Genomic DNA, 11,982 nt, shown 5'->3' with positions numbered 1-11,982 from the left:
AGACTAGCCGGGGGTTTTCAATAACCTTTTTTAATTGAACGTTATTTTCGATAGCCACCATGACATTACGTATTGCTCAAGTAGCACCCATTATTCTACCTACTCCGCCCCTTCACTACGGAGGGACGGAGCGAGTCGTCAATGATCTTACCGAAGCCCTGGTGGCGCTGGGACACAAGGTTACCTTGTTCGCTTCCAGCGACAGCAACACCTCCGCCGAACTGGTTTGTGCCACTCCCAGCCTAGCGCAGCTGCAAGAAAAGAAAGGCAAGCTACCCCCCGGTATGCCGGGGGTGCTGGAAACCGTTTTATTGGAAAAATTGCGTGGTCGCCTGGCGGACTTCGATATCGTTCATTGCCACGGCGAGTTCTTTCACGCCGCCTTATTGGGAACGCAGCGAAAAAAGAGTCTTACCACCATTCACTGGCGGGTAGACGAGGCGGACCGGCAGCTTTTTTTCGCCAGCTTTCCCGATCTACCCATCGCGGCGATTTCTCATGCGCAAGCCGCAAGTATCCCGGCCTCCAGTTGCGCGGGCATCGTGTATCACGGCATACCTGAAGCGCGTTTTCCCTTTTATCCGGAACACCACAACTATCTTGCCTTCATCGGACGCATGACGGATCAGAAACGCCCGGATCGCGCCATCGAACTCGCAAGATCGAGCAGTCTGCCTTTACGACTGGCCGGCGATATCGATGTCGGCAACCCGGACTATTTCGACAGATTCGTCAAGCCGGAACTCGGCGCCGAGGTTCATTACCAAGGCCCGGTGGACGACCGACAAAAGGCGGATTTTCTGGGAAACGCCATGGCGCTGGTCTTTCCCATCGACTGGCCGGAGCCCTTCGGCCTGGTAATGATCGAAGCCATGGCCTGCGGCACGCCGGTCATTGCCTGGCGCAACGGCGCGGTGGAGGAAATCGTCGAGCCTGGGGTCAGCGGCTTCGTCGTCGACAACCTGGAAGACGCTCGCCAGGCGGTAAAGCGTATTGCCACCCTGGACAGGACGGCAGTAAGGGAGTCCTTTCTCGCGCGCTTTACCAGCCGTCGCATGGCCCAGGACTATGTGGCGCTTTATCGTTCGCTGATCGATAGAAACAGCATGGGTTGATCGCTCAAGAATCGGCAACAACTGCTATTCTCTTTATTATCGACGACAAGCCATCAATTGTTCGACTGACCATTCTTGCTTCAGTGGCCGAGGATTTTCCGATGATCGAACTTACTCCAAGCGACGCGCCTCATGTCATCGCCATGCGCGCCAGCGGCCGGGTCGATGAAAAGGATTTGCAGCGCGTCATCGACACCATCGAGGATCTCAAGAAGACCCAGCCGCGAATCAGCCTTTACGCGGAACTCGATGAAATGCGCTGGATGACATTTACCGCCTTTCTGCGCGACCTGGGATATGGACTGACCCAGGTCGGAGAAATGGATCGTTTCTACCGAGCCGCTATCGTCACGGACAAGCAATGGATGAAACACATTGTACGACTGGAAAACCGGCTGTTTCGCGAATTTGAGACTCGCACCTTTCCCATACGCGATAAGGAGGCCGCCTGGACCTGGGTACGGCATCAGCCGGATGCGCCATCAGCGGAATCCATCAAGAACTGATACCGGCATAGCTGGGTGTGCAAAATTACCGAGCGGTTATGAAAGAACTGCAAGCGTCTCTTTTATACCAGCTTGCAGTTCGTTCATTTAACTTTCTTGTGTTGTTACTGAAAAGATCGTAAACAAGCCCTTAGAACTCTTCCCACTCGAGTTCCTGCTCCTTGAGCTTGGCCGGGGCTTTCTTCTGCATGATCTGTTTGCTGCCGGCCTGCTTTGGCACTGCATCAGGCAGGACCGTCGGCTTCCATTGCGACGAACCCAGGGCAGCGGGACGCTGGGTGGCTGCTTCTGCCAGACGGAAAGCCGAGACCGCTTTCTCGAGCTGCTCGGCCTGCTCCTCGAGGGACGAGGCAGCAGCGGCGGCCTCCTCGACCAAGGATGCGTTCTGCTGGGTGACCTGGTCCATCTGCGTTACGGCCTGGTTGACCTGTTCAATGCCCGAGCTTTGCTCTTGGGAGGCAGCGGAGATCTCGTCCATGATGTCGGTAACGCGACGGACTGACGCGACCACGTCACGCATGGTAGCGCCGGCGCTTTCCACCAAGGCCGAGCCTTGCTGCACCTGGGTGGCGGAAGCCTCAATCAATGCCTTGATCTCCTTGGCGGAATCCGCGCTGCGACTGGCCAGGCTGCGTACCTCGCTGGCTACCACCGCGAAACCACGGCCCTGTTCACCGGCCCGGGCCGCCTCGACGGAGGCATTGAGTGCCAGGATGTTGGTCTGGAAGGCGATCGAGTCGATGACACCGATGATGTCGGTGATCTGCTGGGAGCTGGCGGCGATGCCGCGCATGGTGGCGATGACCTCGTCGACGACTTCGCCGCCGCGGGTGGCCGAGCTGGAGGCTTCGCTGGCCAGTGTATTGCCCTGACGGGCGTTGTCGGCGTTCTGCTTTACCGTTGTGGTCAGCTCTTCCATGCTGGCCGCCGTCTCCTGGAGAGAGGCTGCTTGCTGTTCGGTGCGAGAAGACAGATCGGTGTTGCCGTTGGCAATCTCCCGGGCGCCGATGTGGATCGAGCCGCTGCTGTCGCGCACTGTAGCGATGGTCCTCGACAAGCCCCCCTGCATCTCCTTCATGGCCGAGAACAGCTGACCGATCTCGTTACGTCCGTAATCGGCAATATCGTGAGACAGGTCGCTCTTGGCGATATGCTGAAAGTGCTGTACGGCTTCCTGCAGAGGGCGAATCACCATACGGATCATACCGATACGAACGAGAAGGACGATGACAACGGCGAAAACAAGGACAATAATTTGAACGATTTCGGCGGTGTCCGCATATTGCGCTTGCTCGGTCATCAGTGCGCGACCATGGTTTTCACCGTAGTCAATGAATTCTTGGGAGGTGCGACGAAACTCGTTGCGCAATTCTTCGATCCTGGAACCTAGTGCGGCATAAGCAGCCATATCATTTTGCTCTAGCGCCTCGAGTTGAGGCCGGAGTCCTTGATTCATCAGCTTGCTGTAGGTTGATTGAATAGACACTGCAAATTGACGATCTTGGTCCGAGGTTTTGGGAGCATCGAAGAATCGCGAGATACGCTTTTCGGCGCGCTCCATGGTTGTCCGAGCGTCGGCAAGAGCCGCCTCGGCTCGATCGTTTTTACCTGCTTCGGTACTACGCACTGCTTCTTCGAAACTGAGCATCGCATCTGCAATATTGAAGCGGGCACGGTTGAGTGCATTGAGTTGTTCGACATTAAGACTATCGAGTTGCCCAATGGCTTTTTCACCTTGCTGGTTGGTGACGTAGCCTAGGCCGGCGACACCGAGAATCATCAGCGTGAAGATGATGAGTACGGTGGTCAAGCCAGCCTTGACGGAGATATTGCGTATAAGGCGGTTCATTGGCTTTCCTTTGTTTTCCTAACGGAAGGCAGTGATGTGAATCTTCTTGCATCTATTCTTTGTCGGGGCAGCTTGGCCCGCTGGATCAATGCTGTGAGCCACGGAAGGTGGAGTGCGAGGCTCATGTCTTTATCTAGCTCGAGGAGAATATCGACAGGCAAATCCGTGGCTTTAGGAAAACAAATTGTAATTTGGGAAATTCGAAATCTTTTTAAATGCGCAACAGGGACGACGGTCTCAAGTTCCAAGCGCGATGAATTCGATTATCATTTCTTGCGACGCATGAGGATCTGCCCGTCGTGCTTCGCCTACGCAAAATACGCGGATGCCTTGCGCAAGATCTCGTTGGCCTGAGGTAGCTCTCGCACTTCCTGTTCCAGCGCCTTGAGACGCCCACGCTCGTCGGTGGTGACTTCCTCTCGATCCCCTGCATCAGGCAGCGCCTGGTTCAACGAGCAGGCCAACAGCGAGACCACCCTCGTGGCAGGCGCTCAAGGACAAGGTGACCGGCATGGCCGACAGTGTCGGCGGCTGGTTCAAGGACACACTCGGCATCAACTCCCCGAGCCGGGTGTTCACTGCCTTCGGCGGCTACACCGTCGATGGGCTGAACCAGGGACTCGACGCCCAGCGTGACGAGCCGGCCAAGCGCGTGCACGACATCGCCCGGCGTGTGGCCCAGGCCGGTGCCGGCATCGCCATCGGCACCGCTGGCATGCCCGCCATGGCGGATATTCCCATCGACCGGCGTCCGGCGATGAGTGCCTCGACCTCCGCCGCGCCGGCAGCTTAGTCATGCCTCTGATCACCCTGGCCCGAAGCGACGGCGACCAGCACCGCTACAGTGTGACGGATCGCGATAGCTACAGCGGCGTCACGGCCTTCTGGCAAGACACCCAAGGGGCAAAGCGTCAGGAGGTCCAGGTGGGCGAGGCGGATAATTCCAAGCAGCTACGCCCCACCTACGCCAGCGAGGCGGATACCCTGGATGCGACCCAGGCGGAGTGGCGGCGCATCCAGCGCGGCGAGGCGGAATTCGAGCTAACCCTGGCGCAAGGCCGCGCGGATATGCTGCCCCAATTGCCGCTTGCGGTGCGCGGCTTCAAGCCGGAGATCGACGCCACGCCCTGGCTGGTGACCGAAGTTTCGCACTCACTCAACGATAGCGGCTTCGGGACCAGCATTCGCTGCGAGGTGAGCGGCGCCCAAAATTAAATCGACGGGGATTGACCCCGTCGAGTACGTTACTTTTCACGTACAGCGCTGTCGGGCCGAGCTTTCATGTCATGCCGCGCTGACGGTGTTCGGCAGTAGTTATATCAGAATAGATATTGTTTCTATATCAAATTAGATATAAACTGCTGGGACGATCAGGGGGCGCAATGGCTGAAACAAAGAAAGGCGTAGAATTTTGCGGTGATTCGATGGCCCGGCTTCGCGATTTTCCAAAGGAAGCGCGGCGCGAGGCAGGGTATCAAATCGATAAGGTGCAAGAAGGCATTATGCCCGATCGCTTCAGGCCCATGCCCAGCATCGGATCGGGTGTCGTCGAGATCAAGATCGATGAAAATGACGGCACGTTCCGGGTCTTCTACGTGGCGAACCGTGGGGGCGTTCTCTATATCCTCCACTGCTTTCAGAAGAAGACGCAAAAGACCTCAAAGAAAGATATAGACCTGGGCAAGCAACGCTATCGCGAATTGCCCTAGAGCCAAGCCCCTGATAATCGACGGGGCCTGGCTCTACCATGTGATGCAGTTGAATTGATATGAGGTAGTGAGACATGGCTAACGAACGGTTTAGCAGCATCTGGGATGCCATCGAAGACACGCCCGAGGAGGCGCTTAACATGCGCCTGCGCTCTGCACTGATGGCGAAGCTCACGGAACGCGTCAAGGCCTGGGATGTGACCCAGAAGGAGGCCGCACGGCGCCTTGGGCTGACCCAGCCACGCGTCAACGACCTGCTCAATGGCCGCATCAACAAGTTCAGCCTCGATGCGCTGGTGAATCTGGCGGCCCTCGCCCATTTCCACGTTGAATTTGCCATAGAAGACGAACCCGAAGAGGCCGCTTGATCGCACGCTCAGGAAGGCTGATCCGATGAAAAAACTTTTGAAATACCGGGGCTACTATGGCTCTGCCGAGGTCAGCACCGAAGACAACTGCCTGTTCGGCAAGCTGCAGTTCATCCGCGCCCTGGTCAGCTACGAAGGCGAAACCGTGGCGGAGCTGGAAGCTGCCTTTCGCGAGGCGGTGGATGACTACCTGGCCACCTGCGAAGATCTCGACGAAACACCGGAAACCCCTTGCAAGGGATCCTTCAACGTCCGCATCGGCCACGAACTGCACCTGGCCGCCGCCGTTGCCGCATCACAGCAAGGCATCTCCCTCAACGACTTGACCCGCCAGGCGCTGGACGGCTATCTCCAGCAGCATCCCTGAGATTCGCCGCGCTACATGAACTAGAGCGCAGCACTCGATCACGGCAGTTCAGATACCAGGCGATCAGTAGCAAAAAGCCCCGACCATTTGGCCGGGGCAGTATGACGTAGACTGCGGACGAGCCTGCATGCGGCACGAGAGAATGGGACGTCATAAAGACACTTTACTCAATGTGGATGATCGCGAAGCTAAAAAAAGCGGGGCTTTTATAAGGTAATTTCGATGAAAGTTCCCCAGAATGAAATCGGCGGGGATTGACCCCGCCGAGTACGTTACTTTTCACGTACAGTGCTATCAGATCAGGCCGCGCTGATGGTATGCACCTCTAGATTGACCTTCAGCGCCTTGCGCACTGCCCCGATGATGGCAGACAGATTGTCCATACCAGGGTTGCCGGTCGGTGACAGCATCCGATGCAGGCTCTTGCTGGGTCGACCGGTATCCTCGGCCAGCGCCTCGAAGCCCACGGTCGCGTTGACCAGGTCGCGAAGCATCAGGCGAGCGGTGTCAGGCTCGCCGTTGAGGAACAGCGTCACGGCTTCATCCAGCATTGCTTTGGCGAACGCCGGATCGCGCTCGACACGGGCCGCAATCGTCGCCTTGAAATCACGTGTCAGTGCCATCTCACTTACCTCCCTTCTTCGCCTGACGCTTACGCCGCTTGTACTCGTCGCGTAGCGCCTTGGCGTTATCGATATTGGCCCCCAGTCGATACGGTACTCACCGATCCCCTCGAACCACTTGATGTTCGAGGTATTGCCCATCGACATGCGGTACTCGGCGGTGGCTACCTTCGCCGCCGCCTGGGCATCGAGCCCGTCGAACCACTCCTGGTAGGGGCTGGTGCCGTCTTCGCGTAGAAATTCTTGGAGCTCGATCTTCATACCAGAAATAGTAACCTATACGTTACTATTTGGCAATACGGCTGCTCATGGATGCCGCATCGAGTACGTTACTTTTCACGTACAGCGGCAACAGAGCTCATCCGAACTAGAGTTATCGGGGTTATCTAGAGTTGACGGCAGCCAGCTATAGGGTTACTATAACCCTATCAAAACAACGAGGAGCCAGGAGGTGAAAAGCAGCGATCTGATCAAGGAACTCGAAGCGGATGGATGGTCACTCGACAGAATCAAGGGCAGCCATCACCACTTCAGACACCCCCACAAGCCCGGCTCCGTCACGGTGCCTCATCCCAAGAAGGATCTGAAAACGGGCTTGGTAAAAGGCATCAGAAAGCAAGCCGGTCTCAAGTGAGACCGGCAACCCTGGCACACTCCCAGTCACCATAGAGGAGCGACGACATGCACTATCCCATTGCCATCGAGGTTGGCGACGAGCAGTACGCCTATAGTGTTGCGGTGCCCGATCTTCCCGGCTGCTTCTCGGCCGGCGACACCTTCGACGAGGCGATCGCCAATGCGCGCGAGGCCATCGAGGGGCACCTCGAAAGCCTGGCTGAGCACGGCGACCCTATTCCCACGGCGACATCGATCGAGCAGCATCTGGCCGATCCCGACTATGCAGGATGGGTATGGGCCGCGGTCGAGGTGGACATGACGCCCTACCTGGGCAAGAGCCACAAGATCAACGTCACCCTGCCCGACCTACTGATCAAGCGCATCGACAGCAGGGTCGCAAAGCAAGGCGACTACCAGAGCCGTTCAGGCTTTCTCGCCCGCGCCGCGCTGCATGAATTGGAACGCAGCGCACGTTAGAACCAGCGGCGGCCATCTTGCCGCCGCTTGCTTTTACGCAGGTACCTCGCCTGTAGCCAGCATCTGCTGAAACTCATCTTCGTTTAGAATCATGCAGCCCTGGGCGCGGGCCCTGGAAAGCTTGGTAGATCCCGCTCGAGGACCAGCGCATACGAACCCCAGGTTCTTGGTCACCGTTTTTCTAACCTGCAGCCCAGCATCTTGCGCATCGGCTTCCAACTCCTCACGCTCTTCGGCAGAAAAACCGGTGAACAGAATTTCCATGCTAGGAACGGAGGATTTCGGTTTAGGATCGACTTCTTCGAACTCGGGGCCAAGCAGCTCTTCGCCTTCCAGGAACTCGACGATCCGGTCGCGGCGAAAAGTGCGGATATCGCCCGCCCTATGGCAGAAACCCTCGATATAGGTACTATCATTGTCCCAGGATGAGACTTCGCGAGTAGTGATATTGCCCTGAGAATCTTTGTAAATAAAACAGAGTCGGTCATCGGGACGGTAAGCATTAGCTTCCCGTTCATCTAGCCCTGAAAGGGCGTGGTTGGCGCTTTCCCTGGCTTTCTTGGCCTTCTTCTTCCAGCGCTTTGATGAAAGAGCTTCGTGAGCAGCACGGCAGTTGGCTTCTTGTAACCACTTCAGCGATTCAGTTGAAGTGGCCGCGCTCTTTCCTGTCGATTTCTTGTACTTATTGGCTTTTTTGAGTTCATCGGCAGCACGTACATGCCACCAGAGAGAGTGCGTATCCTTGCCATCCTGACGTGCTTTGCGCCGATGTTGAATTCCTCGATCCCACTGAGCGCCGGCAGCCCAAAGAAGGCCGAGGAAAAATAGAACCTCATACCACTCCATAACGACAGCCCTGCGCTCGGCCGATTCGCGGCTCTTCATAATGAATGGCAGCCACACCACTCTCCTCAGCGGCACTGCCCTACCTATCCCCGATTCCTCAACCGCACCGCCAGCCGCCGCTGCGCTCGCCTTTTGCTCATCCGTGCCGGCCCGGTACTGCTCGATCAGTACGCCTTCCGCTTGGCTCAGCGTTTGCTGACCGGTGAGCAGATACGTCACGTCGATCCCGGCAACATCCAGGACGGCCAGTCCACCGGCATTCGGCTCTGCGGGATCACCACCCGCCTCGGGGCGATGTAATCGTGCCTCAGAAAGCCTGGCCTGCGTTACCAGGGCATCGATCGTCAGCTCGAGTCGTTCACGCTCCTGGAGAAGTCGCGTCCCGAGGTCTTGCGCAAAATCCGTCACGACTTCCCCACGTCATATCCCTTGAGGTGGTGTGTCTCTACTGATGAACACGATTGAACAAGCATGACCGAGAGCCGAAGCCCTCAAGCAGAGGTCGTTTTGTGGTTCTTTTCGGTGGATGAGGCGAACGCCCTGCCCACTTCTTCCAGGCTGGCCCGCCGCTCCGGGGAGGTTTTTCGGTAGTTATCCAGCAACGCGGCCTCGTCCTGAGCCAGCCCCGTCTCGCTCGTCGAGCGCTGCCCGGTCAGCACGTAAAGCACGTCCACGCCTGCTGTAGCGGCGGCTGCGAGGTAATCAGCCTTTGGGCTTCGCTTGTCACTTTCATACAGCATCTGAGTCTTTTTGGTGACCTCGGCAAGAGCCGCAAAATCCGCTTGGTTCATACCAAGCCTGGCTCTTTCCTCACGTAGTCTTCCCCCCTAATAGAAACCATTTGGTTTATTTTCCCTAGGGCATTCGCGGCGAGGCGCGCCGCGCCGCTCGGCATCAAGAAAAACGAGCTGGCCTACTCGAGCTATCGGGGCTACGAATCGAAAGCGGAAAGCCACGTTCGACCCCGATGGGGTAACGTGCCAGCAGACAAGATCGATCATATCGAGCTTCAGACCTGGATCCAGAAAGAACTGTCGGCAACGCTCGCCAACAAGACGATCAAAGAGATCGTCAGCATCATACGTTAGGTGTTTTATCTCTATTCGACCCGCAATAAGACTGCGTTCGACCCTACCTACGGCATCAATATCCGCCTGCCGGACGACGAAGACCCGGATCCCTTCACCCAATCCGAGATCGAGAAGATCCTTTCCACACCGATCAAGCGCGAAGCTGCTCGATCTATAAGCGTTCCCATATATGTTCCCAAAACCGTTCCCAAAACCGTTCCCAAAGGCCAGAAAGCAAGAAGGGAAATCGAGCTAAATACTTGATTTCCCTTCTTTAATTCTTGGCGGAGGGGGAGGGATTCGAACCCTCGAAGCCTTTCGACTTACACACTTTCCAGGCGTGCTCCTTCGACCACTCGGACACCCCTCCGTATTGTCATTCCTTGAGCTTGGCTTGAGCCACGCGTGCTGGAACGGCGCATACATTATCGAGCTAAGCCTCAGATTGCAAGACAATTTTAGGCTTCCACCGTGGTAGACGGCAGCACGACGTAATCACCTTGCGCTTGCAGACATAAGGTGTCGCCGCAATAAAGCTCTTGTAACAGAGCTATGCGACCTCTGCCTTTTTCTGCAAGCATCGTATCGAGCCTTTGACTAGCGGCGGCGTCTCGGGGGCGGCAAACCAGCCGATAGTCACCGCGTACCGGGGCGAGAAATCTCTGGCCGGCATCCGCTACCACAACATCCTGTTGACGGCCTTGAGCACGAAGCCAGAGCGTTACCCAGCACCAGCCGATCAAGGTGGTCTGGGCGGCCAGGCCGCCGCCGAAGCCGGTGCCCTTGTCGTTGAGATTGGCGCTCAAGGCCAAGTCCCAGTTCAGCACTTCGCCTTGCCACCGCATTCTCTTGATGCCTAGTGACGGCACTAGAGGAATCGCTTCGCTCAGCCAGCGGTGAAATGCCTCGAGATTCTCGGACTGAGCGTTTGGCGGCAAGGGTAAAGGAGGATGAGCGATACCTGTTTGGCGCATGGCTTAGCACCTATCGTTAGTTCCAGCGTTCGACAAAATCCGCTGGATCGCGCTCCGGTAGCGGCTTGTTGCGGCCCCCCGGCTGGCCAAGATATAAAAAGGCGACGATCTCGTCATGCTCACCTAGCCCCATTCCTTTTCGCACCGTGGCATCGAAGGCGAAATGACCGGTGCGCCACATGGCGCCGAGCCCTTGAGCCTGGGCCGCCATCAGCATGGCATGGGCCGCACAGCCCGCAGAGAGCACCTGCTCGAGCTTGGGTACCTTGGGCAGTTCCGGTGTCACCTTGGCGATCACGGCGATGACCATCGGCGCCCGCAAGGGTTTCTTGCGTGCGGCATTGAGCTTCTTGTCCTCGGTTTGCGGATCTTCCCGATATTCCGCCTCGGCGAACAGTTCCCCCAGGCGCTCGAGCCCTTCACCGGAGAATTCGATAAAGCGCCAGGGGGTCAATTCCTTGTGATCCGGCGCCCGCAACGCCGCACGATAGATGGCGTCCAGTTGCTCTGCGCTGGGCGCGGGGCCCATCAGCTTACCCATGGAGTTACGTTCATGCAGCAGTGTCATGGCATCCATCGGAATCTCCTTGAAACATGTCTTTCTGCCACTCTACGCGAGACGCTCACTGACGCGCCAGACGCAGCGACTCGAAGGGCCGTTCTCCCGGCGTGGCGCGCCAGGGGCTGATGTCCAACCCGCCCCGGCGCACATAGCGAGCCATTATCAGCAAGGACTGCGGCCTTGCCTGGCGCATCAGGTCCATGAAGATATGCTCGACACAGTGTTCGTGAAAGTCCTGATGCTGGCGGTAGGAAATCAGATACTTGAGCAGTCCTTTCCGCTCAAGTTTTGGCCCTCGATAGCGAATCAGCACGCTGCCCCAGTCCGGTTGACCGGTGACCGGACAGTTGGACTTGAGCAGGTGCGAATGAAGCGTCTCCTCGGCGATTTCATGGCTTACCAGGATCAGCGTCGGATCCGGCGTGTATCGAGTGATATCCACCTCGAGATGATCGATGCATTCTCCCGGTAGATTCGTCACCGCAAGCTCAGGATCGTCGACGGCGAATAGCCGCACCGCGACCGGGGCACCGGCAGCGGTGGAAAGATCACGAACTAGAGTCTGCTCAACTCGCTCGACGGAGGCGAAACATGTCTGGTTGAAGCTATTGAGATAGAGCTTCCAGGATTTGGATTCGATCAGGTATGGCGAATCCGCCGGCAGGCGAAAGCGCGTCACCGCGACGAGCGGCTTGCCGCGGGCATTCAGCCAGGACACCTCGAAGGCATGCCACTCGTCCTCTCCCACGAAGGGCAGCGCCGTCTCATCGATGCCCAGCGGTTGACGGTTGGCCGCCCGGGGAATCGCGTACAGGAGTTCAGCATCGTAATGCTCGGGGTAGGCGGATTCGCGTCCCAGCGGCGCCTGCTGCAGTATTTTGGGGCGTTCAGTCGCCAT

General features: G+C 57.4%; 18 protein-coding genes, 1 tRNA gene and 1 pseudogene. 11 read left to right on the top strand and 9 right to left on the bottom strand.

Annotated features, from left to right (window positions below):
• Positions 1–59 precede the first annotated feature (59 nt).
• Together FGL86_RS10590 and FGL86_RS10585 are read left to right on the top strand one after the other, a co-directional pair.
• Positions 60–1,115 (top strand): glycosyltransferase family 4 protein, encoded by a 1,056-nt coding sequence (locus tag FGL86_RS10590; RefSeq protein ID WP_147184529.1) that lies wholly within the window; start codon positions 60–62, stop codon positions 1,113–1,115.
• A 101-nt stretch (positions 1,116–1,216) separates the two neighbouring features.
• The gene (locus FGL86_RS10585; RefSeq protein ID WP_147184528.1) at positions 1,217–1,621 is read left to right on the top strand and encodes a SpoIIAA family protein; all 405 of its coding nucleotides are present in this window, start codon (positions 1,217–1,219) and stop codon (positions 1,619–1,621) included.
• A gap of 130 nt (positions 1,622–1,751) precedes the next feature.
• Here the strand turns inward: FGL86_RS10585 and FGL86_RS18270 are convergent, their stop codons facing one another.
• Together FGL86_RS18270 and FGL86_RS17930 are read right to left on the bottom strand one after the other, a co-directional pair.
• A complete protein-coding gene (locus FGL86_RS18270; protein ID WP_147184527.1) occupies positions 1,752–3,470 on the bottom strand; it encodes a methyl-accepting chemotaxis protein in 1,719 nt (572 codons plus the stop codon).
• A gap of 314 nt (positions 3,471–3,784) precedes the next feature.
• Positions 3,785–3,904 (bottom strand): annotated as a pseudogene (locus FGL86_RS17930) (transposase); the annotation flags it as partial.
• A gap of 77 nt (positions 3,905–3,981) precedes the next feature.
• Between FGL86_RS17930 and FGL86_RS10575 the strand changes: the two are divergent.
• From FGL86_RS10575 to FGL86_RS10555, 5 genes are all read left to right on the top strand, one after another.
• Positions 3,982–4,263 (top strand): hypothetical protein, encoded by a 282-nt coding sequence (locus FGL86_RS10575; RefSeq protein ID WP_147184526.1) that lies wholly within the window; start codon positions 3,982–3,984, stop codon positions 4,261–4,263.
• A 2-nt stretch (positions 4,264–4,265) separates the two neighbouring features.
• Complete coding sequence (locus FGL86_RS10570; protein ID WP_147184525.1) at positions 4,266–4,685, top strand: hypothetical protein; 420 nt, start codon at positions 4,266–4,268, stop codon at positions 4,683–4,685.
• Positions 4,686–4,852: 167 nt separating this feature from the next.
• Positions 4,853–5,179, top strand: a complete 327-nt coding sequence (locus FGL86_RS10565) for a type II toxin-antitoxin system RelE/ParE family toxin (RefSeq protein ID WP_147184524.1) — start codon at positions 4,853–4,855, stop codon at positions 5,177–5,179.
• A 74-nt stretch (positions 5,180–5,253) separates the two neighbouring features.
• Positions 5,254–5,547, top strand: a complete 294-nt coding sequence (locus tag FGL86_RS10560; RefSeq protein ID WP_147184523.1) for a helix-turn-helix domain-containing protein — start codon at positions 5,254–5,256, stop codon at positions 5,545–5,547.
• Positions 5,548–5,572: 25 nt separating this feature from the next.
• Positions 5,573–5,914, top strand: coding sequence for a type II toxin-antitoxin system HicB family antitoxin (locus tag FGL86_RS10555; protein ID WP_147184522.1), 342 nt, complete (start codon positions 5,573–5,575; stop codon positions 5,912–5,914).
• Between the two features lie 299 nt (positions 5,915–6,213).
• Here the strand turns inward: FGL86_RS10555 and FGL86_RS18155 are convergent, their stop codons facing one another.
• A complete protein-coding gene (locus tag FGL86_RS18155; RefSeq protein ID WP_246131596.1) occupies positions 6,214–6,798 on the bottom strand; it encodes a hypothetical protein in 585 nt (194 codons plus the stop codon).
• Positions 6,799–6,988: 190 nt separating this feature from the next.
• Here FGL86_RS18155 and FGL86_RS10540 point away from each other — a divergent pair, with 190 nt between their 5' ends.
• Complete coding sequence (locus FGL86_RS10540) at positions 6,989–7,171, top strand: type II toxin-antitoxin system HicA family toxin (RefSeq protein WP_147184520.1); 183 nt, start codon at positions 6,989–6,991, stop codon at positions 7,169–7,171.
• A 47-nt stretch (positions 7,172–7,218) separates the two neighbouring features.
• A complete protein-coding gene (locus FGL86_RS10535) occupies positions 7,219–7,632 on the top strand; it encodes a type II toxin-antitoxin system HicB family antitoxin (RefSeq protein ID WP_147184519.1) in 414 nt (137 codons plus the stop codon).
• A gap of 33 nt (positions 7,633–7,665) precedes the next feature.
• On the opposite strand, the gene FGL86_RS10530 is transcribed toward FGL86_RS10535, so the two are convergent.
• Entirely contained in the window at positions 7,666–8,886 is a 1,221-nt protein-coding gene (locus FGL86_RS10530) for a WYL domain-containing protein (RefSeq protein ID WP_147184518.1), read from the bottom strand.
• Positions 8,887–8,969: 83 nt separating this feature from the next.
• The gene (locus FGL86_RS10525) at positions 8,970–9,269 is read right to left on the bottom strand and encodes a transcriptional regulator (protein ID WP_186764379.1); all 300 of its coding nucleotides are present in this window, start codon (positions 9,267–9,269) and stop codon (positions 8,970–8,972) included.
• A 39-nt stretch (positions 9,270–9,308) separates the two neighbouring features.
• Between FGL86_RS10525 and FGL86_RS18400 the strand changes: the two genes are divergently transcribed.
• Together FGL86_RS18400 and FGL86_RS18015 are read left to right on the top strand one after the other, a co-directional pair.
• Entirely contained in the window at positions 9,309–9,566 is a 258-nt protein-coding gene (locus FGL86_RS18400; RefSeq protein ID WP_222433848.1) for a tyrosine-type recombinase/integrase, read from the top strand.
• Positions 9,567–9,812, top strand: coding sequence for a hypothetical protein (locus FGL86_RS18015; RefSeq protein WP_222433740.1), 246 nt, complete (start codon positions 9,567–9,569; stop codon positions 9,810–9,812).
• Between the two features lie 18 nt (positions 9,813–9,830).
• Here the strand turns inward: FGL86_RS18015 and FGL86_RS10515 are convergent.
• From FGL86_RS10515 to queF, 4 genes are all read right to left on the bottom strand, one after another.
• Positions 9,831–9,918 (bottom strand) — tRNA-Ser (locus FGL86_RS10515).
• Between the two features lie 88 nt (positions 9,919–10,006).
• Positions 10,007–10,522: a YiiD C-terminal domain-containing protein gene (locus tag FGL86_RS10510; protein WP_147184517.1), complete on the bottom strand. Its 516-nt coding sequence runs from the start codon at positions 10,520–10,522 to the stop codon at positions 10,007–10,009.
• Positions 10,523–10,538: 16 nt separating this feature from the next.
• A complete protein-coding gene (locus FGL86_RS10505) occupies positions 10,539–11,099 on the bottom strand; it encodes an NAD(P)H nitroreductase (protein WP_147184516.1) in 561 nt (186 codons plus the stop codon).
• A 46-nt stretch (positions 11,100–11,145) separates the two neighbouring features.
• Positions 11,146–11,982 (bottom strand): NADPH-dependent 7-cyano-7-deazaguanine reductase QueF, encoded by an 837-nt coding sequence (gene queF, locus FGL86_RS10500; protein WP_147184515.1) that lies wholly within the window; start codon positions 11,980–11,982, stop codon positions 11,146–11,148.

Source organism: Pistricoccus aurantiacus (assembly GCF_007954585.1).
Taxonomy (GTDB): Bacteria; Pseudomonadota; Gammaproteobacteria; order Pseudomonadales; family Halomonadaceae; genus Pistricoccus; species Pistricoccus aurantiacus.
The sequence above is the reverse complement of the archived record's forward strand: the minus strand, read 5'-3'. Positions and strand labels throughout refer to the sequence as shown.

Excerpts from the sequence above, each read along its gene's own strand:
- FGL86_RS10590 (WP_147184529.1), top strand. The coding sequence starts at position 60 with ATGACATTACGTATTGCTCAAGTAGCACCCATTATTCTACCTACTCCG.
- FGL86_RS10585 (WP_147184528.1), top strand. The coding sequence starts at position 1,217 with ATGATCGAACTTACTCCAAGCGACGCGCCTCATGTCATCGCCATGCGC.
- FGL86_RS18270 (WP_147184527.1), bottom strand. The coding sequence starts at position 3,470 with ATGAACCGCCTTATACGCAATATCTCCGTCAAGGCTGGCTTGACCACC.
- FGL86_RS10575 (WP_147184526.1), top strand. The coding sequence starts at position 3,982 with ATGGCCGACAGTGTCGGCGGCTGGTTCAAGGACACACTCGGCATCAAC.
- FGL86_RS10570 (WP_147184525.1), top strand. The coding sequence starts at position 4,266 with ATGCCTCTGATCACCCTGGCCCGAAGCGACGGCGACCAGCACCGCTAC.
- FGL86_RS10565 (WP_147184524.1), top strand. The coding sequence starts at position 4,853 with ATGGCTGAAACAAAGAAAGGCGTAGAATTTTGCGGTGATTCGATGGCC.
- FGL86_RS10560 (WP_147184523.1), top strand. The coding sequence starts at position 5,254 with ATGGCTAACGAACGGTTTAGCAGCATCTGGGATGCCATCGAAGACACG.
- FGL86_RS10555 (WP_147184522.1), top strand. The coding sequence starts at position 5,573 with ATGAAAAAACTTTTGAAATACCGGGGCTACTATGGCTCTGCCGAGGTC.
- FGL86_RS18155 (WP_246131596.1), bottom strand. The coding sequence starts at position 6,798 with ATGAAGATCGAGCTCCAAGAATTTCTACGCGAAGACGGCACCAGCCCC.
- FGL86_RS10535 (WP_147184519.1), top strand. The coding sequence starts at position 7,219 with ATGCACTATCCCATTGCCATCGAGGTTGGCGACGAGCAGTACGCCTAT.
- FGL86_RS10525 (WP_186764379.1), bottom strand. The coding sequence starts at position 9,269 with ATGAACCAAGCGGATTTTGCGGCTCTTGCCGAGGTCACCAAAAAGACT.
- FGL86_RS10510 (WP_147184517.1), bottom strand. The coding sequence starts at position 10,522 with ATGCGCCAAACAGGTATCGCTCATCCTCCTTTACCCTTGCCGCCAAAC.
- FGL86_RS10505 (WP_147184516.1), bottom strand. The coding sequence starts at position 11,099 with ATGGATGCCATGACACTGCTGCATGAACGTAACTCCATGGGTAAGCTG.
- queF (WP_147184515.1), bottom strand. The coding sequence starts at position 11,982 with ATGGCGACTGAACGCCCCAAAATACTGCAGCAGGCGCCGCTGGGACGC.